The sequence below is a fragment of the Singulisphaera rosea genome (assembly GCF_054877945.1).
The window spans coordinates 254,332-276,115 of sequence record NZ_JBTYIP020000009.1 but is presented as its reverse complement, the minus strand read 5'-3'; the positions used below and the strand labels follow the sequence as shown (position 1 = coordinate 276,115).

The window sequence follows — 21,784 nt, the reverse complement described above, 5'->3', positions numbered from 1 at the left end:
TCAAGGCACCCTGGCTCGTTTCGGAGCCTCGGCGCCGACGCGTTCGGCCCAGGCGTTCCAACGGGTTACCATCGCTTCGACCCGCTTCGGTTCTTGATCCGCGACGTTGTGCGTCTCCGTGGCGTCCTGGGAGATGTGATAGAGCTCCCAGGGTTCGCCGGCTCTGGCGACGAGCTTCCAATCACCGTCGAGGATCGCCCGGCCACCCTCGTGCTCGAAGTAAAGAGTTCGAGGTAACGGTCCCGCTTGACCTTTGAGGATCGGTGCGAGACTTGTCCCTTCCTGTGGTTTGAGAGAATGACCGGCGTACTGGTCGGGATACGGTGTTCCCGCGAGCTCAAGACAGGTTGGCATCAGGTCGATGACGTGCTCGACTCGATCCGTGGTCGAGCCTCGAACGGCTTTCAAGCCAGCCGGCCAGTGGACGATCAAGGGAGAGTGACATCCCCCTTCGAAGGATGTCGCCTTCCAGTAACGATACGGTGTGTTCACAGCGCTTGCCCAGTGCGGCCCGAGGTAGCCCCAGGTGGTTTCCGGTCCTGGATGGAATTCGCCTGTGTACTGGATGGGTCGGCCGTCTCGGGTTTGCGAGGCCCGATCGAAGCCCGGATTGATGTATCGTTCCGGGGAGGCCCCGTTGTCAGAGAGGATGAGGATGATGGTGTTGTCGTATCGGCCGGTGTCCTTGAGTGTCTGCACGAGTTCGCCGATTCCCTGGTCAACCCGGTCGATCATCGCGGCGTGGGCGGCCATCAGCGAGGCTTCCCGTTCGCGGCCAGCCTCATCGAGTGTCTCCCAGCCAGGACCCCGTCCAGTCAACGGAGGTAGGGGGTGCGTCGCCGAATCGACGAGCCCCATCTCGACCTGCCTGCGATAGCGTGAAGCGTGGAGGGCCTCCCAGCCGTCGCGATAATGACCCCGGTAACGGGCGATGTCTTCGGGCCGGGCGTGCAAAGGCCAGTGCGGGGCGCAATGGGCGAGGTAGAGGAAGAACGGGCGTTCGTCCTTCGCCATCGCCCGGACGTACTCAGCCGCCTTGGCCCCGAGGGCGTCGGTCAGGTAATAGTCTTTGGGCACTTGCTCGACGGCCTTGGTTCCCTCGACGAGCGAAAACGGGTCGAAGTAGTCGACCACACCCCAGATCGGCCCGTAGTGCCGCTCGAACCCGCGATTGACGGGGTAGGTCCCCACATCAGCGAATGGTCGCCCGTGCTCGGCCTGATGGTTGAGCCAGGCCATATGCCTTGGACCGTCGGCCTTCCCGCCGAGCGGGGCCGTTTCCGAGAGGTGCCACTTCCCTACCATCGCCGTCTGATATCCCCCATCGCGAAGTAACTCGGCGATCGTGGCCGCGTCGCGCGACAGGTCGCGACCGTTCTTCGCGAGCCCCACCTGATGAGGATAAAGCCCGGTCAGAAGCGCCGCGCGGGTCGGGCAACAGCGCGAGGCGTTATAGAATCGCGTGAACCGGAGCCCCTTCATTGCGAGGCGGTCCACGTTCGGGGTCCGGATCTCACTGCCGTAACAGCCGAGGTCCGAGAAGCCCATGTCGTCGAAGACGACGACCACGATGTTCGGCCGACCTGACTCTTTCGTCGCGATGGGCTCACCACCGTTTGCGCGATGATCGGCCAGCACGAAGGGCCCGATGTACGCGAGACCGAGCGTGACCACCGCAAAAATTGAACGAAGAGTGCCGCATACCATGACCGACTATCCCCGGACGGACCAAAATGGAGAAAGGCAAAACGACCCAACCTCGGCAATCAACACCTTGGTTCTTGTCAGGAGGCTCGGTCTTTGTGATCGTATCCCGCTAATAGGGGAATGTGGACCTTTGATTGATGTATGAGTTAATGATGTTTTTGTTTAATGTTTGATTCGTGTTGAATGGTCAGTGGCCTTCCGTTTGCTTTCGATAGTCTTTGACTGGCAAGCCTCCTACTCCCCAGTCCTCTAGATCCACTTCCTGAATGACCACGAACGTCAGGCTTGGTGGCTTGTTCAGCACATCCACCATCAAGTCGGTTGCGCCCTTGATGAGCGCGACCTTCTGCTCGGGGGTCGTCCCTTCGCGGGTAATCTGGATCGTCACGATCGGCATAATCGGCTCCCCTCGTCTCTCGTCGGGTAGGCTCGCGGCGGATAGAAATGAGTCCGACTCAGGATACCGCATCGCCTCGGCGATTTCCTGCTCTCCAACATTCATTCCGATCGTGACAGATTGAGGAGGGACATCCGCGTCGGACTGACTTCGGGGACAGGGGGTGCGAGACGGAAGATGATACTTCCTTAATTGATTAGTGGAAACTGCTGGATTCGCTGCGAGATCTCCCGTAAAATCAACATGTGGTTGCTCGGACGGCGTTGAAAGTGAGGGTGCGACGATGCTCAATACGCTGGGTTTATCGCTCGGATTAGTTGAGAATTGGTTTAAGGGTAATACCTTCGAGCATTGTCGCCCGACTTTATGCAGCAAATTCGGCAAGTTCGATGCGTGCCAATATGGGAGTGTTCCGTTGTGGTCCCCCTGGCGAAACAAAGCGAGATACCTCGGGATCGCCTCGTTCGGGTGGATCCTCGTTCTGGCGAACGTCGCGATTGGGCAGGATAGGGGAAGAGTCGGAAGACCTCGTCGGCAAGACCGACACATGACAGTCGAGAACCTAAGTAAAGCCGGCCCGCCGGCTTCCATCCTTATAGATAAGGCTGGATTGAAGTTCCGAGGACCGGTGAATCGCGACGTCGTTGCGGAATCGTCCGATGGAGCAGAGTCAGCGAAGGACCAGGCTCGGGTTGCGGATAAAGGGTCTCGGGTGGTGCAAGAGAATGGCCGTCCATTCACGGTAACAGATTTGGCCTTGGGGCGAAAACTCTTCGAAAGAGAGTGGCTTCCCAACGATCCCCTCTGCCACGGCGGCGACGGCCTCGGGCCCGCCTATAATGAGAAGTCATGTCTGGCATGCCACAGTCAGGGGAAGCCGGGAGGCGCGGGCCCCAACGATCGGAATGTCGAACTCCTCAGCCTCAATATCAGTGGCCTGGAAGCGATGACGATTCCCAACGGCCTGATGCCCATGACCGGAAAGGACCCCGCGAGTGATGGTCCCCCTCGGCCTGTGAATGTCATTCGAAACATCGCCTTCTCCGGTTCGGGATATCGGATGGAATTTGGGAAATTCCACGACCCAGAACGTGGAGACGTCATGGGGAAGTTCGTTTTCGTTACGCCGGATCGGACCTTGAAAGGGAAACGGATCACGGTCGCCAACGAGAAAGGGCGGTTGACTGGTACAAGGTTTCATATCTCCGAAGACGACGACACGCGTGAAATGGTCATCGCCGGAAGCGACGGTGTGATGAGAGGTCACGCGTTCGTCATCAGGCCCGAAGACTCCGTACTAAAGCAAGTGCACCCAGGGCTTTGCGGCGCGAGGTCTGTAGTGCTTCCGCGGGCCAACGTCAACTCCGCCTATGCGAGTCGGAGGTCGGCCTTCATCGAAAAGATCAGGTCTCAAGAAGGCTTGGTGATTGTTGGTGGGTCGCTCTCAATCTCCGTTCGGAGCGCGACACCGCTGTTCGGCATGGGAGTGATCGACTCGCTTCCCGATGAGGCCTTCATCGACACGGCTGAGAGGCAGGCACCTGAGGTCCGAGGGCGTTGTCGGAAAATGAAGGACGGGTCCATCGGTCGGTTCGGATGGAAGGCACAAGTGTCGAGCTTGCAAGAGTTCGTGATAGCGGCGTGTGCCAATGAACTGGGCCTCGAGGTGCCCGGCCATCACCAACCTCCTACACCGCTCACCACAAGCGAGACGGCGGAAGTAAGAGGTCTCGATCTGACGCAGGACGAATGCAACTCGCTGGCCGCCTACGTCGGGTCGCTGCCGCCCCCCGTGATTCGCTACCATCCCAATCATGAGGATAAGTTAGTTCAATCCGGTTACAAATTGTTCGAGAGTATCGGCTGCGCAGATTGCCACGTTCGCAAACTGGGCGATATCGAGGGGATCTATAGCGATCTGCTGCTCCACGACATGGGAAGCGAATTGGACACCACCGGGGAGTACTACGGACTACCCGACGGGACCGGCAGCTTGAGCAGTGAGTGGCGGACGCCGCCTCTCTGGGGATTCCACGAGTCTGGCCCTTACCTGCATGACGGGCGTGCAAAAACTCTTGGTGAGGCCGTACGATTCCACGGTGGTCAGGCCGGTGCTTCTGCGACCCGGTACGCGAATCTCTCCCACGCGGCCCAAAAGTCAATCGCCATCTTTTTGGATTCTCTATCCATTGATCCTTCTCTCGTGGGCGAGAAACGCGAGACGTCCGAATCAGCCGTCGAATCTCGGATCGAAACGAACTTCCGTGCGGCCCATAACCTCGATCGAATGGGAAAGTCCAAGGGAGCCCTCGAATTCTATCGAAAGGTCGTGAGCGAGAGCCCAAACTCGGTCCGTGGAAAGGCCGCTGCCATACGGATTCGGGAACTGGAAAAAAATGGAAAATAGCCTGGTATTTTAATAACGTTGCAAATAAAAGATCAAAGCATAGATCGTGGGAAGGGCACGCGAGCTACACGGCCACTTCCGGATCAACTTCGAGGTGCCTTGGATCTCAAACGCTCTCGACTTTTCCCTGGTCTGATGAGTCTCGGCGTACTTGGGAGAAGTGGGCGAGCCTCTCCACGAAGTCCGCGTGCTCAGGGGTCGCCAGGCCCCGATCCAGGGTTTTGCGGGTGGCTTCGCGGTTTCCGGCGCGTAGGGCTCCGGGGTCGAGCCAGAGGCCAGGGAAGACGTCCGAGCGGTGGATTCCGTCGGCATCCGGCGGGACGGGATCGAGTTGGCCGTCGAGGAGGACGTGCCAAATGAGCTCGTCGGGCTCGAGGGCCCGGACGAGATACTCTTTCACCCCCGCCCGCTCGTAATCGGCTCGTTTCGGACCGAGGTAGAGGAAGCGGGTCGACTTGGCGACTTCGACGACGAACTCCGGGGCGCCGGCAATGACGTGACGCTCCGAACGAGTCTTGCCGCCGAATTCGGGAAGGATCCTCAGGAGGGCGTCGGGCTGAGGTTCGCCCAAACTGTCGAGGGCGACCGAGGCGTTGTCGAGGGCTTCGACGCCGGGAGTCTTCTCCGCGTAGTGGTCGAGCCAGACGATCAAGGGGACATGGGCTCGGGCGTGTTCCGGACCGACGGGACTGGGCCTGAGGACGACTCCGCCGATCAACTCCGCGCGAATTCCCGGGGGTGAGGCCTCATATCGGGCGTGGAAGCTCGCCCGATCGAGGCGCTGGCCATCGATCAGCGGTTGAGCAACGCGACGTCCCGCGGAGTCGAGAGTGCTCATGGTCTGAAATCCCGAGGGCTCCGGGAGTCGTTCGAGGCTCCCCGGTCCATGATACACGCCGCGACCCAAGTAAAGGGGTCGGGCGTCAGAATGGGAGCTCGTCGTCCGTGGGGCCTTCGTCGTTCGGGTCGCGTAGGGGAGGGGGGCTGGACCAGGCGAGGTTGAGGTCGAAGTCGGGCTCGAGGACAGCTTGTTCGACGAGGGCCGGGTCGATCTCGGTCAGGAACCGGCTCGGGGTGGAGAGGACGCTGGGGCCTCGGTTGCCTCGGGGGATCATCAGGGGGTAGGTCAGGAAGAGCTCGTCCATGGCGCGGGTGATGGCGACGTAGAAGATCCGACGCTCTTCGTCTTCACCCCCGGGCTCGTTCAAGGCGCGGTGGTTCGGGAAGCTGTCTTCGATCAGGCGGGGGACGATGACGCGCGACCACTCGAGGCCCTTGGCCTGGTGGACCGTGCTCAGGACGAGGACCTCGGCGGGTGCGTCCCCCTCGGCGAGCGTGTCCATGCCGTAGACATCGCCCGCGAGCAGGAGGTCGGCGGTCAGGCGCTCGAGGCTGTCGTAGCGTGCGGCCAGGACCGAGAGCTGCTCGATGTCGGCGATCCGGTTCTCGGGGCGGTCGTACTTGACGCGGAGGGTCGCGGAGTAGCCCCCCTGGAGGATGGCGGTGATCGCCGAGGCCGGATGGGTCTCGGGGGTGGTCGCTCGGATCTTGTTGAGGTCGGCGACGAACCCGGCGAGGAACCCCTTGCTCTTGGTCGGTGCGAGGGCCATCGTCTCGGCGGTGCCGAGGGCCGCGAGTGGGTCAGGCGCCTCGGCGAGCCGGGCGCAGATCGCCGAGGCCTTGGCCGGGCCGATCCCCGGCAGGAGCAGGAGCAAGCGGCGCCAGGCGGCGTCGTCCCGAGGGTTGACCACGATCCGGAGGAAGGCCAGGACGTCCTTGATGTGTGCCTGCTCGAAGAACCGGAGGCCGCTGCGGACCGAGTACTGGATCCCCCGGGCGACGAGCTCGGCCTGGAGAAGGATGCTGTCGTGGTGGTTCCGGTAGAGGACGGCGATCCGGTTCAGGCCGACCCCTTCCTCGTGCCAGTCCAGGATCTGTTGGCAGAGGTACGTGGCTTCCTCATAAGCGTCGGCGGCCGGGACGACGACGGGGCGGCAGCCGGGCGGGCGGGCGGAGACGAGGTTGCGGGAGAAGCCGGAAACGTTGTGCGCGATCGAGGCGTTGGTGAACGCGACGATCGCCGGAGTCGATCGGTAGTTGACCTCGAGCTGGAACAGCCGGGACCCCGGGTGTCGGTCGGGGAACTTGAGGATGTTGTCGTAGTTCGCGCCTCGGAATCGGTAGATCGACTGGGCGTCGTCGCCGACCGCGGTCAGGTTCCCAGAACCAGCCCTGGCGATCGACTCGACGAGGTCGGCCTGCACGACGTTCGTGTCTTGCATCTCGTCGATGAGGATGTGCCGGAACATTCTCCCCTGCGCGGCCTTGGCCTCGGGGAATTCGGCGATCAAGCGGGCCCACTGGCCGAGCAGGTCGTCGTAGTCCATGCTGTTGGACTCGCGCTTGCGCCGGGCGTAGGATTCGGCCGTCTTGGCGAGGTTGGGGAGCCAGACGAGGAGGTCGGGATGGCGGTCGGCGACGACCTCGTCGAGCGGCCGGCCGACGTTGAACGCGAAGCTGAGCAGGTGCAGGACGAGGTTCGGCTTCGGGGCGAGCTTGCCCGTGCCGAAGAGACCGGCGTCGTCCATCGCCAGCCGCACGATGTCGAGCTGGTCTTCGCTGTCGAGGATCGTGAAGTTGGGCCCGAATCCCAGGGCCGACGCGGCCCTGCGGAGGAGTCGGTTGCCGATGTGATGGAACGTGCCCGCCCAGACCCGCGCCGCTTGCGGCCCGATCAGTTCCTCGAGCCGCCCCACCATCTCCCTCGCCGCTCGCCGCGTGAAGGTGACCAGGAGGATCGACTCAGGCGGCACTCCTTTGGCGATCAGGTAGGCGACCCGATAGGTGATCACCCGGGTCTTCCCCGAGCCCGGCCCCGCGAGGATCAGGTTGTACCCGTCGGGGGCCGTCGCCGCGGCGAGCTGCGACTCGTTCAGGTCATTCGCGAACTGCCCCGCGAGCCGATCATTGGCGGTCTTCCTGAGCGGGATCTTGCGCATTTCGGCGATGACCCTGGCGACTTTTCGATTCGGGATCGAGCTCTCGGAGAACCTCTCGAGCCTTCCTGCCAGGATACTGGATTCCCGCCTCGCGAAACAGGTCGGCCGTTGGCTCCCTGACCGCCCCGACTCGGGCCGAGCGACGCCAAGCGTCCCTGCAGGCCCCGGGCTGTGATCCGTTCACACCCGCCCGTAAGCCCTCCCCCCGTTACTCGGGGCACTCCTGCCCCGCGCTCTTCCGATGAATGACGACAGTGCGAGATGTGTCGTTTTGAGTGGCGGGAACGCGGCTCGACGTTATGATATCGGGGTATTCAGGGCATGTAAATTTTTGGATTGTTCGAGCGTCAGGAACTTCATGGGGAACGGGTTCTTGGCATCGGGAGGCCAATCTTCTGCCGAGGTCTTGATCCATGAGGGCGACTCGAGGAAGTCGAGGTCGAGGTAAACGTCGCCCTGAAATTGGCCGTCGACGATGGTGAGGTGGATGGTGTCGGCGATCGGGAGGGCTTCGCGGAAGACGGCGGCGCCCCCGATGATCATGACCTCCCGCTCGGGGGCCGCCAGAGTCATGGCCTCGTCGAGGGAGTGCGCGATGGTGAACCCGGACGCGGAGAGGTCGTCGCGGCGGGTGAGGACGATGTTGTGGCGGCCGTCCAGGGGACGTTTGAGGGATTCGAATGTCTTGCGGCCCATGACGATGGGCTTGCCCATCGTGAGGGCCCGGAACCGCTTCAGGTCGCGTGGGAGGTGCCAGGGGAGCTGGTTGTCTCGGCCGATCAGGCCGTCGTTCGCCACGGCCGCGATGATCGATACGGTCACGGAACTCTCCCGAATCAGGTCAGACGGCGACCTCGCCCCGGATCGTAGGATGGCAACGGTAGCCCACAAGCTCGATCTGATCCCGGCGGATCTCGGCGAGGTTGGTGAGCGAGTCGTCGATCCGGAGGTGGGGCAGGGGGTAAGGCGTCCGGGTCAGTTGCTCGTCGATCTGGTCGAGGTGGTTCGTGTAGATGTGGGCGTCTCCGAACGTGTGGATGAACTCGCCCGGCTCGAGGCCGGTGACGTTCGCGACGAGGTGGGTGAGGAGCGCGTAGCTGGCGATGTTGAATGGCACGCCGAGGAGCAGGTCCGCCGAGCGTTGGTAGAGCTGGCAGGAGAGCTTGCCCTCGGTGAGGGAGAACTGGAAAAGCGTGTGGCAGGGGGGGAGTGCCATTTTTGACAGGTCGCTCGGGTTCCAGGCCGAGACGATCAAGCGGCGGCCCACGGAAGCGGTGGGGTCGCGTTTGACGGCCTCGATCCCCGCGACCAGGTTCGCGACCTGGTCGATCGTGTCGCCCTCCGAACCCTCCCACGACCGCCACTGTTTGCCATAAACGGGGCCGAGCTCGCCATTTTCGTCCGCCCATTCGTCCCAGATGGTGACGTTGTGGTCGCGGAGATAGGCGATGTTGGTCGAGCCCCGGAGGAACCAGATGAGCTCGTGGACGACCGGGTTGAACGCCAAGCGCTTGGTAGTCACCGCGGGGAAGCCGTCGGCGAGGTCGAAGCGCATCTGGTAGCCGAATACGCTCAAGGCGTCGATCGTCTCCCCCGTCGATCGCAGCACCGCCCTCGTCGGCTTCCTCACGCCGGTATCGCGGACATGGCGGAGAAGATCCAAGTATTGCCGCATGAGCTGGTCCCAAGGGTATCGTCCCCTCGCCCGGCGGCACCGGTCGGCCCGAGGGCGGAACGGCTCGCGATCGGAAGGGACCCAAAGGTCATGGATTGAGTAAGTTATGGCCGGTGTGCGTTGATGTTGTCTTGCTTGGATGTGACAACGTTCGTCGGTCGAACCCGGTCAATTCCAAGTGTAGACGGCAAGAAAAGCCCGGCGACGACGAATGACCTGGGGACCGCGGACCACGCGACGCGGATCCGCGATGGTCCGATCGGATTGCGCTTTGATGGGAATCGCGGTTCTCGAGAATTCGCGGTTTAGGCATGGACGAGGACGCATCCTTTTCGTACAGTCATCCGGGCCGATTCCTCTTGAGCGTTCTATTCGGATTCCTCGCGATGGTGAGGAATCTCGACCTTCCGACCTCTCGTCGGTCCGTCGTACCGTTGGGTCGTCCCACCGCTTGACCGGAGCGTTGTTCGATCGGGCCAAGTTCCTGATCGACATCCTGATCCGGCTCCTTTGGTCTGACCTTCCGCTCCCCGTTGATTTTCGACCGCGTCTCTCGTCTCGGAGACACATGCCTGCCGATTGTGCGGCAGCGTCTACCTTTCTCGCCGGGCGATTGCCATGAGCATGGCCGAACTGAGCTGTTCGGGTGTCCTGGAGATGCATCCCAAAGGATATGGATTCCTGAGGGACCCCGCGCGGAATTTTAAAGCGGGGACGAACGACGTCTACGTCGGGGCCCCGATGCTGGCCAAGTTCCGGCTCCGACAGGGTGTCCGACTCACCGGCCGTGCCGCGCCCCCGTCGAAGGGTGAGGCGATGCGCCTGGCCGAGCTGACCGAGATCGAGGGGTGCGAGCCGGAGCGGTACATCGGACTTCGAGGCTTCGACGAACTGACCGCCATCGACCCCCACGACCGGCTCCGCCTCGAAGTCGGCCCCGAGCCGCTCGGCATGCGGGTCATGGAGTTGCTCACGCCGGTCGGCAAGGGCCAGCGAGGCCTGATCGTGGCACCCCCGCGAACGGGCAAGACGATCCTGCTCCAGCAGTTGGCAGGCTCGATCGCGAAGAACCACCCCGAGGTCCACCTGTTCGTCCTCCTGGTCGACGAGCGGCCTGAGGAAGTGACCGAGATGCGTCGGAGCGTCCGGGGCGAGGTCATCGCCTCGTCGTCCGACCACGCCCCCGAAGAGCACATCCGACTCGCCCAGCTCACCGTCGACCGAGCGAAGCGGATCGCCGAAACCGGGGGACAGGTCCTGATCCTGCTCGACAGCCTCACGAGGTTGGCCCGCGCCTACAACAAGGGGTCGAACTCGGGGAGGACGATGTCGGGGGGGATGGACATCAAGGCCATGGACGTCCCCAAGCGCCTCTTCGGCGCCGCCCGGACCTTCGACGAGGGGGGCTCGCTGACCGTCCTGGCCACCGCCCTGATCGACACCGGCAGCCGGATGGACGAGCTCATCTTCCAGGAGTTCAAGGGGACCGGCAACATGGAGGTCGTGCTCGACCGCCGGCTTGCCGACCGCCGTGTCTGGCCCGCGATCGACATCCAGCAGTCGGGCACCCGCAAGGAAGAACGCCTCCTCGACCCCCTGACACTCTCCCGCGTCAACCTCCTCCGCCGGAGCCTCTCCGAGCTCAAGCCGACCGATGCGATGGAGTCGCTCGTCCGCCAGCTCGCCAAGTTTCCCTCGAATGCGGAGTTTCTCGAAAAGATTGGTCAATTCCAAAAGACTTGATTCAGGTTCGGCGAGCCTTCGAAATGCCGGTGGATCATGCCCCTCGACGGATTGTGGGCGTCCGGGCGATTGTACGAATCCTCACATCCCTTTCCTGACGATCCTGTCGGGCAATCACTCGGGAAATCGTATTTCAGAACAGGGAGCGTCCGGTCTCGAGGCGTCGAGGGCGGCCCTGCCCGTACCTTGCGTTCAACCCGATCGACCGGGCCGCCGGAAGGCGCATGCCATAATGCAAGCTCTTGCCGGGCCATCGATGGGACGATAGCTTTAAACAGAGAGGAACCGGGCTAAGACCGGTCTCCGCACCCCGAATCCCGCACCGGGTTTACTCGTCGCTCGGGAGCGCCCGCATGGCCGAGTCCTCCGATCCCCGACGCCGCCGTCCCTCGGTCCCGTCGTCCGAAGACAACGACAGCTACGGCCTTGCGGACGAAGACTCGAGCGACTCTTCAGCCCCGGGCCCGAACCCGGTCGATGACGAAGTCGAGGAGGCCCCTCGCGGCAAGAGCACGGCGCCCGTGGCCCCGCTTCCTCGGCTCTGGAAGACGGAGCCCGACCCCGAGCCCTCACCACCTTCGGGGAAGACGGGGGGTAAGTCCGACGCGAAGGAAGGCTCCTCGAAAGCCGATTCCTCGGCGGGCCAACGAGGCGGTGGGTCGAGCCGCTCGGCCGATAAGAAGGGAAGCCGGGGCAACGAGACACCCGAGAAGTCGGGTCGCGGGGTGCTCATCGAGGAAACGCCTAACCTCGACACCTACGAGACCCGGCAAACGATCCGGATCGGGATCGGCCTGGCGCTGACGGGGATCTTCTGCCTGGTGATCTTCTTCGTGCTCCGCCCATTCTTCCGCGGTGCGTCTCCGGTCGACGACGGGGCCGCGACCCCGGAACCGGCGCCCGTCGTGGCGAACACGACGAGCCGCGAGTCGATCGAGCAGGAGGCCCGCGTGCTCCTCGATCGGGCCCGAGATTCCGCGAAGCGACACAACACGGACCAGGCCATCACGCTCCTGAACCTCGTCGTGAAGTCGTACCCGAACACGGGGGCCGCTCGCGAGGCGAAGGAGGCGTTGGGACGTCCCGAGCAGAATCTGCCGCTGTTCCCCGACCGTCCTGCGGTCGTCGCGACCTCCGCAGAGCCGCCGCCGCAGCCCCCTGAGGTTGTCGCTCCCCCGAAGTTAATCGAGGTGACCGCCTCGACCCCGGGCGCGAGGAAGGGCCAGGTGGGGCTGGTCCCGCCGGCGAATCCGTCCGAGGCGGGGCCGGCCCCGACGACCGAGGAACCCACGACCGGTCGTCTGCTGCCGAAGCGGTTCCGCCCCAAGCCGGGGACGCAGGTCCACGCCTCGGGCTGGCCGCTGGAGATCGTCGGAGCTCGCGATGGGGCGATCATGGTGCTGGTCCCCGGCGGTGAGTTCATCATGGGCCGCGACGACGGTGAACCCGCCGAACGCCCAGCCCATGCCGTCAGGCTCTCCACCTATTACATCGATCAACACGAGGTGACCGTCCGCCTCTTCGATCTCTTCCAGAAGGAAGTCGGTCGTCGCACCGAACGCGACCGGGCCCTTGCCCGCGACCCGATCGCGTCGACTTCGACCGAGGAGAGCCCGGTCGTGATGGTCAGCGCGAAGGAGGCCAGGGACTACGCCACCTGGGCCGGCAAGAAGCTCCCCACCGAAGCCCAGTGGGAGATGGCCGCCCGAGGGACCGACGGCCGGATCTACCCCTGGGGAATCGAGGCCCCCGACTGGGTGAAGACGCGCGACCCCAAGAAGCTCGATCCCGTCATGTCCTTCGAAGCCGACCACTCGCCGATCGGCGCCTTCGACATGGCCGGAAACGCCTGGGAATGGACCAAGGACTACTACGACCTCAGGTATTATCAACTCTTCAAGTCCTCGGTCCCGACCGACCCCGCCGGGCCTACGAGCCGGGGAGGTTCGCAGGAGTTGGCGATCCGAGGCGGCTCCAAGACCTGGGCGCTCACCAAGCGTGAAGGGCTCCGCTACGACAAGCGGCTCCCATTCCTCGGTTTCCGTTGCGTCCTCGCCGTCGAGGGGGCCGACAACGGCTTCCAGGCCCCGGCCGCGACCCCCACGCCTGCCCCCGCCGCCAACGAAGCACCGCCCCTTCCCGGCGTCCCCGTCAATGCCCCGCCTCCGTTCTGACGGCGGGTGCGAGGGCGAGGGGATATGGCGTCATCGCGACGTCTTGCGCGAGGCCGCCTGTTCCGCCTCGCGAGCTCCCGGGGCATAAGGATCAGGGTCGACGGGGAGCCAAGGGCGCCAACTGGCTCGGCGATACTTCCGGGCCAGGGCCGTGAAGTACTCGGCGCATTGCGAGCGGAACGCCTTCCACGGGTGGTTCCTGGTCGCTAACTCACGCCAATTTGCTGCCTGGGTGCTGTAGTACGTTGAGCGGCGGTGATAGTCGAGCGACCGTGCCCCCATCCGGCCGCCCCACATCAGAAAGGCCGTGATGGCCACGACGATCATCAACGTGCGGATGCTGAGACGAGTGAGCCGCATGGGTGGTCTCGCGAGCTCGCCTGGTGTGACAATGCCTGGATGATGTGCCGAGTCGTTGTTGAAGGGAAAATCAGGTTTCGGACGGCGGGGTTTGCCGAAGGTGGAAGCCCGCCCACCACGCGATGGGCGGGCCTCCGGGAGAGGGGTTCTCAGGGCTCGTTGGCCGGGATGTCGGCGTCGAGGACCTTGGCGATCTTGTGACGGCACTCGTCGAGGTGGGCCTTGGTGGTGTCGTCGATAGTCAGGTCCTTGCGGTTGAGGACGGCGTCGAGCCGGTCGCCGAGCTCCTTGAGGTGGAGCCGGGCGAGGCTGCGGGCGTCGGCCGGTATGGTTCCGCCGCCGGCGCCGTTGCCGTAGAACATGACGAAGCCGTACATGTCGTCATAAGGACTCCGGCGGTTACCCAGGACCATCGTGCAGAGCTTCCGCAGATACTCGCGCTGGAGGTTCCTGCGGATGATCGAGAGGCTCAGCTCCTGGGCCTTGTCGCCGGCCGGGGCCGCGGCAAGCTCAGACCAGATGCCGTCGGTCAGGGAGCGGAAGACTTCGGCGATCCGGAGCGGCTCGCCCTTGGGATCGGTCTGGAGCTCCTGGTTCTGGAGGCGGAGCAGGACGTCGGCGGCGAGGGCCTGGTTCAGCACGATCCTCTGGATCGAGAGGATCCGCTCGTTGACGGGGTACTCGGTGCTCCGGCCCGAGGAGAACATCGACTCGTTGCCCCAGTGATACCAGCGCTCGGTCGTCAGGCGGCGGAGCAGCGAGGGCGAGAACTTGAACGCCTTGTCGCTGAGGATCGAGTCGGAGAGGAACGCGAGAGCCTCGCGCTGCTTGGTACCCTTCACCGGGATGATCGGGTCGTGTTCCCCCTTCGAACCCTTGTGGTCGCGCGAGACCGACTGGCCGCCGATCTGTGACGCCGCGAGGTAGGCGGCGTTGCCCCACTGGCCGAGCAGGAAGCCGAAGGCGCTCCGGACCCGGGACCAGGACTCGCCGTCCTTGACCACCTTGTCGTCCAGGTCCTTCAGCAGCTCCGAGGCCACCACGATCCGTTCCTTGGCGAACTTCAGCGTGTCGGACCCGAGGTCGTAGGTGTTCACGAGCGGGTCGTTGTTGAGCATCATGTCCTCGTCGGTCGAGTAGACGAGGTCATGCTCGGGGGAGCGGGCGGCGATCTTCTTGAGCTCGGACACCTCGTCGCCGTCGATCGGCTTGTAGGCGTACTCGATCGCCCAGTAGTCGTAGGGGCCGATCGTCGTCGTGGTGTAGTCGCCCTGCTTCTGGCCCTTGGGGGCAATATTCACGGGGTTGTAGTCCATCACGCTGCCCGACTGCCCCTTGACCCGCGTGATCGCGACGTCGTTCAACTGCTCGGCGTCCAGCATCGTGCTCGCCTTGAAGTTGTGCCGCAGGCCGAGCGAGTGCCCGACCTCGTGCATCACGACTTCCTTGATCAGTTGCCCGAGGAACTCCTCGGGAAGCTTGCTTTCTTCTTTGCTCTTCTCGTCCTTGGCCTTATCGTCTTTCTTCTCGTCCTTAGCCTTGTCGTCCTTCTTCTCGTCTTTCTTTTCGTCCTTGGCTTTGTCGTCCTTCTTCTCGTCGAGGTTGGCGGTGGCCGCCTCGGCCAGGGCGATCGCGGCGAGCCCCATCTCGGCACGCATGCCGACGGCGTGCTGGCAGCCGGCGAAGAGGCCGGAGGCCTGGCGCTTGCGGAGCTTGATCTGGAAGTCGTTCCAGTTGGACGGAACCAACTCGGTCGAGCCGGCGGCGGCCATCTCGGTGCCAGGCGCGGGACGGCGGTTCGGGAGCGTGAAGGGGAGGCCGAATCCCTGCTTGGCGGCCATGATCGGGCTGATGATCTCGCCCGCGGCCAGAGGCATCGGGGTGCCCGACTCGCCGGCGGCGACCGGGAGTGAGCCGGTCAGGAAGGCATATTCTTCCTTCCAATACTTGACGAAGCTCCCGTCGAAGATCACGTCGCCGTCGATCATCTCGCCGGACAGCGGGTTGGCCCGCAGGCAGGACATCGCGAACGCCCCGCTCGTGGTGATCCAGCGGAATGTGCAGTAGTTGATGTCTTCGGGGTCGAACTCGTCACGCCCTTCTTCCTCCCAGCGCACGGCGAGGGCGTTGCGGATCCCGATCTTCTCGAAGGCCTTGTTCCACTCGAGGATCCCCGCCTCGACGTAGGGCCGATACTCGACCGGGACGTTGTTCTCGACGTACCAGATGAGCTGCTTCTTCGGCGGCGAGAGCTTCGCGCGGTGGTCCGACTTTTCGATCCGCCACCGGTTGATCTGGCGGACGAAGCTGGTGTCGGGGTCGTTCAGGCCGAAGTCCTTGAACGCGCTCAGGAAGTGGCCGACGCGGTCGTCGGCGAAGCGGGGGTGGTAGCCCGAGTCGGGGAGCTTGGCCAGGCTGTAGTGGATGATGATCGTCCGGCCTCGGCTGTCGGCGACGCCGTCGTCGGAGGACATCATGTTCCGTCCGCCGCCGAAGGTCGCCTCGACCTCGAGCTCGACGTTGTTCGAGAACCCTTTGATCTTGTGCCAGTTGGTCCGGCTCCGGTCGAGGAAGCCGAAGCCGAGCTCGGCGAAGTCGGTGAAGAAGATGTCGGCGAGGTCGATGACGACCCCTTGGCCCGCGTGGTTGATGCTCTGGATCGGCAGGGCCATCAGGACGGAGTCGGTGTAGTTCTGCTTGACCGCCTTATCAAGCGGCGAGTGCGCGGGGGCCTTGTAGTGGATGTTCCGGCGGATGAGCTGGACCCGGTCGCCCACCCGCTTGAAGAGCAGGACCCACTCGTCGCCGAAGTTCAGGGGCTGGCCGGCCATCGCCATGCCTCGGGCGATGGCGATCGGGGCGAGCATCGGCTGGTCGAACTGGTGGGGCCGGATCTCGGCGTAGAGATGTTCATCCTTGTGGTGGAGCGTGAAGAGCCCGTCGATCTTCTCCGCGCCTTTGGTCAGCTCGTTGAAGTCGCGGAACTTGTGGTCGGGGCCGTCAGGCCTCGGGCCTCCGCCTCCCCTCGACTTGATCATGACGGGCTCGTGATCGCCGTCGGACGGTTCGTCGTCGGCGCGGAAGGCACCAGGGCCCGCCGCCAGGGTCAGCGCTACGACCCATGAGATTCCCACTAATCGACTCATCATGGTCCCCCTCCACGGTTGATCGCGGTCGGGCAAGTTCGCCGTCGGCAGGCCCAACCTGACTTAAGACCGAAGCGAATCCCGCCGGTGCTCCGGCCCCAGTCGGGGAACCGTCGCGGCCCGTGCGTTTTACCTAACCCGCATAAGTTTATCATGCCCGACGCGACTCGCGGTCGACAAGTCGGCCAGAACGAATTCGGATTGGGATCAGGGGGTTACGTGCGCGTGCTCGGATATCCCGTGATCATCGATCGCGACCGCTCTTGGTCGGGCGGGTCGGAGTTTCGACCCCTGGGTGATTCGACGACCCGTCGTGCAGGGCGGCCCAAGGTTTCCGCGAGAGGGTCGACGCCTCGCGATCGGGAGCGTCGCTGCGCTCCGACCTGGCCACCCGATGACAACGGAGGTCGCTGATCCCTGCGGGGGAGAGGTTCAGACCGGGTGCAAGGCGTCTCGGGAGCCTTCGCGTTCGAGGAACCATCGGACGGAGCGTCCGATGCTCTCGCGATAGGTCAGGTCGGGGGCCCAACCGAGGCGAACTCGGGCTTTGTCTGTGCTGTAGCGGAGGTCGCGGCCCATGAGCCAGGTCGCGTATCGGCTGATGAGTGGGGGTTGGACGCTGCGGGTCAGCCGGCCGTAGGCCTCGAGCAGGAATGACGCGGCGAAGACGACTCGATAGGGGACGTGGCGGGTCACCTTGGGGACGCCGCAGGCCTCGGCGAAGAGGTCCATGAACTCGGCCTGGGTGATCGGCCCTTGATTCGTGATGTTGTACGCCTCGCCGATCGAGCCCGGGTCGTTCGCCGCGAGGATGGCGGCGTCGGCCACGATCCCGACATACACGGCGCTCAATGGGTTGCCCCCCGGGCCGATCAGGCGGACCTGCCCTCGCCGGAACCGGTCGATCAGCCGTGCGGTCGTGGTCCGGTCGCGCTCGCCGTAGAGCCAGCTCGGACGGATGATCGTCAGCGGCAATCGATCACGCTCGACGAGCTCCCAGAGCCGGCGCTCGGACTCGACCTTGCTGAGGGTGTAGTAGTCCCAGGGCTTCCAAAGGTTCTGCCCGAGCGGCGCCGACTCGTCGACCGGAGGCCCCCCTTCGGTCGGGTGGCCATAAGCGCTCGTCGAGCTGATGTGGACGAACCGGCGTACCCCCGCCCGCAAGGCCGCTCGACCCAGATTTGAGGTCGCATCGAGGCAACTGGACTGAAATTCTGCCCATTTTCCCCAGTCTCCGACTTTCGCCGCGGCGTGGTAGATCACCTCGGCACCCCTGGCCGCCTCGATGGCCGAGTCGGGGTCGGTCAGGTCTCCTTCGAAGAGTTCGACGCCAAGCTCGCGGAGGAAGTGGGTCCGGCTTCCCGGACGGACGAGCACACGGACCCGTCGCCCTCGGGCGACGAGACGCTCGACGATGTGGCTCCCCAGCATTCCCGTTCCGCCCGTCACCAGGTCGCAATCGGCCACCGGCATCCCCTTCAGCGAGTCCGGACGAGCAAGCGGAATCCACCCGATCCCAGGGCCTTTCGGCGTGGATCCCTCGCGATTCAATCTATCGCCCCGTCGGGGTTTGAACAAGAAAGGGGATAAGCCGGAGGGTGGACGGCAGGCCTAGGGAGGGTCGGGAAATTCCTTTCGGGAAGGTCGTCGCGTTGCCCGTCCCGTTGGATTTGTGCCGTATGCGCCGCGCGCGTCCATCTTCGTATGAATGCCCTCGTAGGGGGCGCGGCGGCAGTGAGTCGATTCGGACTCTGGCGCCCAATGGCGGGAACCACCATGCCGGAAGAAACCATCGATCCAGGTCTGCTCGAGCAGACGAAGAACCAGATCCGCAAGCTGGTGGCCGAGATCGCGGATCTCGCCGAGTCGGATATCCAACCGGCGGAGTTCTACGTCGAGTTCCTCAACCGCGCGATTGCCGCGGTCGCGGCCTCGGGTGGGGCGTTCTGGCTCCTGGACGGCCGCGGTGGTCTGAAGCTCCAGCACCAGTTAGAGTTCCGCCTCACCGGCCTGCTCGACGGCCGGGCACGGACCCAGCCCCACGACGCGCTGCTGGGTTGCATGATCCAGGCCTCGCAACCGCAAATCATACCCCCGGGCGCGACGGTGGAAGGGGTCCCCAACGCCGGGAACCCGACCCCCTTCTCATTGATCATCGCCCCGTTGACCGTTGATAAGCAGGTCGTCGGACTCATCGAGATCCTGATGGATCCGACCCGACGCGCGGCGACGCAGAAGAGCACGCTGCGGTTCGTCAGCGACCTCTGCGACCTCGCGGGGAACTATCTCAAGAACCGCCAGATGCGGCAGATGATGTCGCAGCAGCGGCTCTGGAACCAGCTCGAAGGGTTCACCCACCAGATCCACGCCTCGCTCGACCTCAAGGAGTCGGCCTACGCCGTCGCGAACGACGGCAAGCGGCTCGTCGGCTGCGACCGCATGAGCGTCGCCATGAAGGTCGGCGGCCGGGTGATGGTCGAGGCGGTCAGCGGCCAGGAAGTCGTCGAGCAGCGGGCGAACTTGATTCGCGAGCTGACCCGGCTTTGCAAGGTCGTGATCCGCTCGGGCGAAGACCTGGTCTACACCGGCAATACCGAAGGCTTCGCCCCCGACATCCGCGACGCGCTCGAGCTCTACGTCGACGAGTCGGGCTCGAAGGCCGTCGTCGTGACGCTCTTGCACAAGCCCGAGAGCGAGCCGAGCAAGGAGAAGGTGCCGTTCGGATGCCTCGTGGCCGAGCAGATCGGCGACGAGATGGCGTCGACGGATGCTCACGCGAGGACCGAGGTCGTCTCGCGACACGCCTCGACCGCCCTCTGGAATGCCCGAGAGCACGATAAGATCTTCCTGCTGCCGCTGCTCAAGTTGATCGGGTCCCCCTGGCGGTTCTTCCGAGGCCGGATGCTGGCGAAGATCGTCGGCGTCTTGATCGCCATCCTCGGGGTGATCGCGATCCTCGCGTTCGTCCCCTGGAAGCTGACGATCGAAGGCCGAGGGTCGTTGCTGCCGGAGAACCGCCAGATCACGTATGCCCCCTACCAGGGGACGGTGATCGACGTCCCCGTCGCGCACGGCCAAGTCGTCCGAGAGGGAGACCTTCTCGCCCGGCTCGAGAGCAAGGAGCTCGAGAAGGAGCTCAAGCGGCTCACCGCCGAGCAGCAGAAGGCCGAGAGCCAGGCCAGTTTCCTCGGCCGGCAGATCCAGAGCTTGAAAGGTAAGTCGGGTGGTCGTGAGGATGAAGTCGTCCAGCTCAATGGGCAGCTCTGGGATTCGAAGATCACGGCCAAGGCCGCCAAGGAGCAGGTCGAGATCATCCGCCAGCAGATCGAGTCCCTGGTGGTCCACTCGCCCCAAGGGGGGATCGTGACGACCTGGGAGGTGAAGAAGAACCTGCTCGGGCGTCCGGTGGAGGTCGGCCAGGAGTTGATCACGGTTGCCGCGACCGACGGCGATTGGGTGCTGGAGGTCGAGGTCCCGGATGACGACATGGGGCCGATCCTCGACGCCCAGAACCGGCTCGAGACGCAGATGAAGCAAGGCAAGAAGTCCCCGACGTCTCGACTCTCGGCCTACTTCGTCACGGCCACCGACCCCGAGCACCGCTACCCGGGCTACGTGATTCGGGTCGGCTCGAAGGCCGAGCTGGTCGAGACCAAGCACGTGGTCAAGGTGACCGTCGGCTTCAGCAAGGAGGTCCAGAAGGACTTCCTGTCCCGCAACCAGGCCCTGCGTCCCGGGGCCGAGGTCCGGGCCCGGATCGATTGCGGTCAGGCGAGGCTTGCCTACGTCCTGCTCCGCGACGTGGTCCACGTCTTCTACGAGACGGTGCTGTTCCGCTGGCCGTTCCTTCAGAAATAAGGGTATCGCTCGGACGTCCTGGGGACTCGGCCCTTCGATCCGTAAGTTCGGGTCGATACGAGGGTGCGGGTCTCCGGTCGGGCGTCATGAGAGATGTGCAAACTCGATCCACTCCATCCCATGAAGGCACGTAGGACGTCGACGTTCCAGAGCCGACATCGCCGTCGAGTCGCCGGACGTCCCGCCTCCGTGGCGAATCCCTCAATCACGCCCTCCGGAGTCTTGCCATGCGATCCTCCAAGAAAGCCATCGCCCTCGCGGGGGGCCTCTTCGCCGCACTTTCGATCGCGGCGCTCGCCCAGAACCCCTCGCCGGGAACCTCATCGGTCGAGACCCTGCCGGTCGACGACGCCACGGTCGAGTGGATCGAGAAGTCCGACGTCGCCGCCCTCCGCGAAGGGGTCGTCGAGAAGATGGAGCTGCAGATCGGCATGCCCGTGAGGGCCGGGGGGTTGATCGGCAAGCTCCATGACGAGATCGCCACGCTCACGATGCGGAAGGCCGAGGTCGCGGTCGCCAGCACCGCGGCCCAGGCGAAGGCCATCGCCCAACGCGAGCTCGCCATCGCCGTGGTCGCCACCAGCAAGCGGCTCAACGAGCGGAAGCCCGGCATGGTCTCCCGCGAGGAAATGCAGAAGAACGAGGCCGAAGTCAAGGTCGCGCACGCCCTCTACCAGGAAGCCCTCGAGAAGCTCGAGCTCGACAAGGCCGAGCTGGCTCTGGCGAAGCGGGCCCGCGACGAGCACACCATCGTCGCCCCGTTCGACGGCATCGTCCTCGAGCGATACAAGCACCCCGGCGAGAGCGTCCGTGCGAACGAGCCGGTGATCCGGCTGGGGAACATCGACAAGCTCCGAGTCTGGGCGTACATCCCCATCGAACACGCCTTCCGCGTCAAGGAAGGGCAGATCGTCGAGCTCCAGCCCAAGCTGACCGGGATGCAGGGCGTCCCCTCGGGCCTCGACCGGAAGCGGATCCGCGGCAAGATCACCTACGTCGATCCCCAGGTCCAGGCGATCGGCGAGAACGCGGTGCAGATTTCGGCCGAGTTCGACAACAAGGACCGGGCGCTCCGCCCCGGCCTCAAGGCGGCGCTGACCATCTACCTCACGCCCGAAGGGCAGGATCCGGAGCCGACGATCGAGGCGAGGACGGCGCCGGGCGGCCTGGGACGTTGACCGACGCCCGGTCGTCGCCGACGGCTCCGCCCCGAGCGATCGGGAGCGGGCCGGGCGGTCGCCCGGGGCCCTGGTCCTCGACCTTTCCGACCGCCGCCACTCCCATGTCCTATTTCCCGAATCGACCCGAGCCGAGGGCC

14 protein-coding genes are annotated in these 21,784 nt (G+C 64.3%); 5 read left to right on the top strand and 9 right to left on the bottom strand.

All coding sequences use genetic code 11. The features are described 5' to 3' along the window. Together ACYOEI_RS17830 and ACYOEI_RS17825 are read right to left on the bottom strand one after the other, a co-directional pair. Positions 1-1,707 (bottom strand): arylsulfatase, encoded by a 1,707-nt coding sequence (locus ACYOEI_RS17830; protein WP_462850892.1) that lies wholly within the window; start codon positions 1,705-1,707, stop codon positions 1-3. Positions 1,708-1,894: 187 nt separating this feature from the next. Then, complete coding sequence (locus ACYOEI_RS17825; RefSeq protein ID WP_462850891.1) at positions 1,895-2,104, bottom strand: tautomerase family protein; 210 nt, start codon at positions 2,102-2,104, stop codon at positions 1,895-1,897. Positions 2,105-2,651: 547 nt separating this feature from the next. On the opposite strand from ACYOEI_RS17825, the gene ACYOEI_RS17820 reads away from it, so the two are divergent. Continuing rightward, a complete protein-coding gene (locus ACYOEI_RS17820; protein ID WP_462850890.1) occupies positions 2,652-4,511 on the top strand; it encodes a di-heme oxidoredictase family protein in 1,860 nt (619 codons plus the stop codon). A gap of 106 nt (positions 4,512-4,617) precedes the next feature. On the opposite strand, the gene ACYOEI_RS17815 is transcribed toward ACYOEI_RS17820, so the two are convergent. The 4 genes from ACYOEI_RS17815 to ACYOEI_RS17800 all read right to left on the bottom strand — a co-directional run bounded on the left by ACYOEI_RS17815 (position 4,618) and on the right by ACYOEI_RS17800 (position 9,185). Continuing rightward, positions 4,618-5,349 (bottom strand): Uma2 family endonuclease, encoded by a 732-nt coding sequence (locus ACYOEI_RS17815; RefSeq protein WP_462850889.1) that lies wholly within the window; start codon positions 5,347-5,349, stop codon positions 4,618-4,620. Positions 5,350-5,434: 85 nt separating this feature from the next. Beyond that, positions 5,435-7,510 (bottom strand): ATP-dependent helicase, encoded by a 2,076-nt coding sequence (locus ACYOEI_RS17810; protein ID WP_462850888.1) that lies wholly within the window; start codon positions 7,508-7,510, stop codon positions 5,435-5,437. Positions 7,511-7,807: 297 nt separating this feature from the next. Further along, positions 7,808-8,332: a dihydrofolate reductase gene (locus ACYOEI_RS17805; RefSeq protein ID WP_462850887.1), complete on the bottom strand. Its 525-nt coding sequence runs from the start codon at positions 8,330-8,332 to the stop codon at positions 7,808-7,810. Positions 8,333-8,351: 19 nt separating this feature from the next. After that, positions 8,352-9,185, bottom strand: coding sequence for a thymidylate synthase (locus ACYOEI_RS17800; RefSeq protein WP_462850886.1), 834 nt, complete (start codon positions 9,183-9,185; stop codon positions 8,352-8,354). Between the two features lie 618 nt (positions 9,186-9,803). On the opposite strand from ACYOEI_RS17800, the gene rho reads away from it, so the two are divergent. Then, positions 9,804-10,928, top strand: a complete 1,125-nt coding sequence (rho, locus tag ACYOEI_RS17795; RefSeq protein ID WP_462850885.1) for a transcription termination factor Rho — start codon at positions 9,804-9,806, stop codon at positions 10,926-10,928. A 353-nt stretch (positions 10,929-11,281) separates the two neighbouring features. Beyond that, positions 11,282-13,102, top strand: coding sequence for an SUMF1/EgtB/PvdO family nonheme iron enzyme (locus ACYOEI_RS17790; RefSeq protein WP_462850884.1), 1,821 nt, complete (start codon positions 11,282-11,284; stop codon positions 13,100-13,102). A gap of 30 nt (positions 13,103-13,132) precedes the next feature. On the opposite strand, the gene ACYOEI_RS17785 is transcribed toward ACYOEI_RS17790, so the two are convergent. The 3 genes from ACYOEI_RS17785 to ACYOEI_RS17775 form a co-directional block, all read right to left on the bottom strand. Beyond that, complete coding sequence (locus tag ACYOEI_RS17785; protein ID WP_462850883.1) at positions 13,133-13,462, bottom strand: hypothetical protein; 330 nt, start codon at positions 13,460-13,462, stop codon at positions 13,133-13,135. A gap of 149 nt (positions 13,463-13,611) precedes the next feature. After that, positions 13,612-16,611, bottom strand: coding sequence for a zinc-dependent metalloprotease (locus ACYOEI_RS17780; RefSeq protein ID WP_462850882.1), 3,000 nt, complete (start codon positions 16,609-16,611; stop codon positions 13,612-13,614). 429 nt (positions 16,612-17,040) lie between these two features. Beyond that, positions 17,041-18,081, bottom strand: coding sequence for an NAD-dependent epimerase/dehydratase family protein (locus ACYOEI_RS17775; protein ID WP_462850881.1), 1,041 nt, complete (start codon positions 18,079-18,081; stop codon positions 17,041-17,043). Positions 18,082-18,384: 303 nt separating this feature from the next. Between ACYOEI_RS17775 and ACYOEI_RS17770 the strand changes: the two genes are divergently transcribed. Continuing rightward, positions 18,385-20,466, top strand: coding sequence for an HlyD family efflux transporter periplasmic adaptor subunit (locus ACYOEI_RS17770; protein WP_462850880.1), 2,082 nt, complete (start codon positions 18,385-18,387; stop codon positions 20,464-20,466). Positions 20,467-20,693: 227 nt separating this feature from the next. Then, a complete protein-coding gene (locus ACYOEI_RS17765) occupies positions 20,694-21,644 on the top strand; it encodes an efflux RND transporter periplasmic adaptor subunit (RefSeq protein ID WP_462850879.1) in 951 nt (316 codons plus the stop codon). Positions 21,645-21,784: the final 140 nt, after the last annotated feature.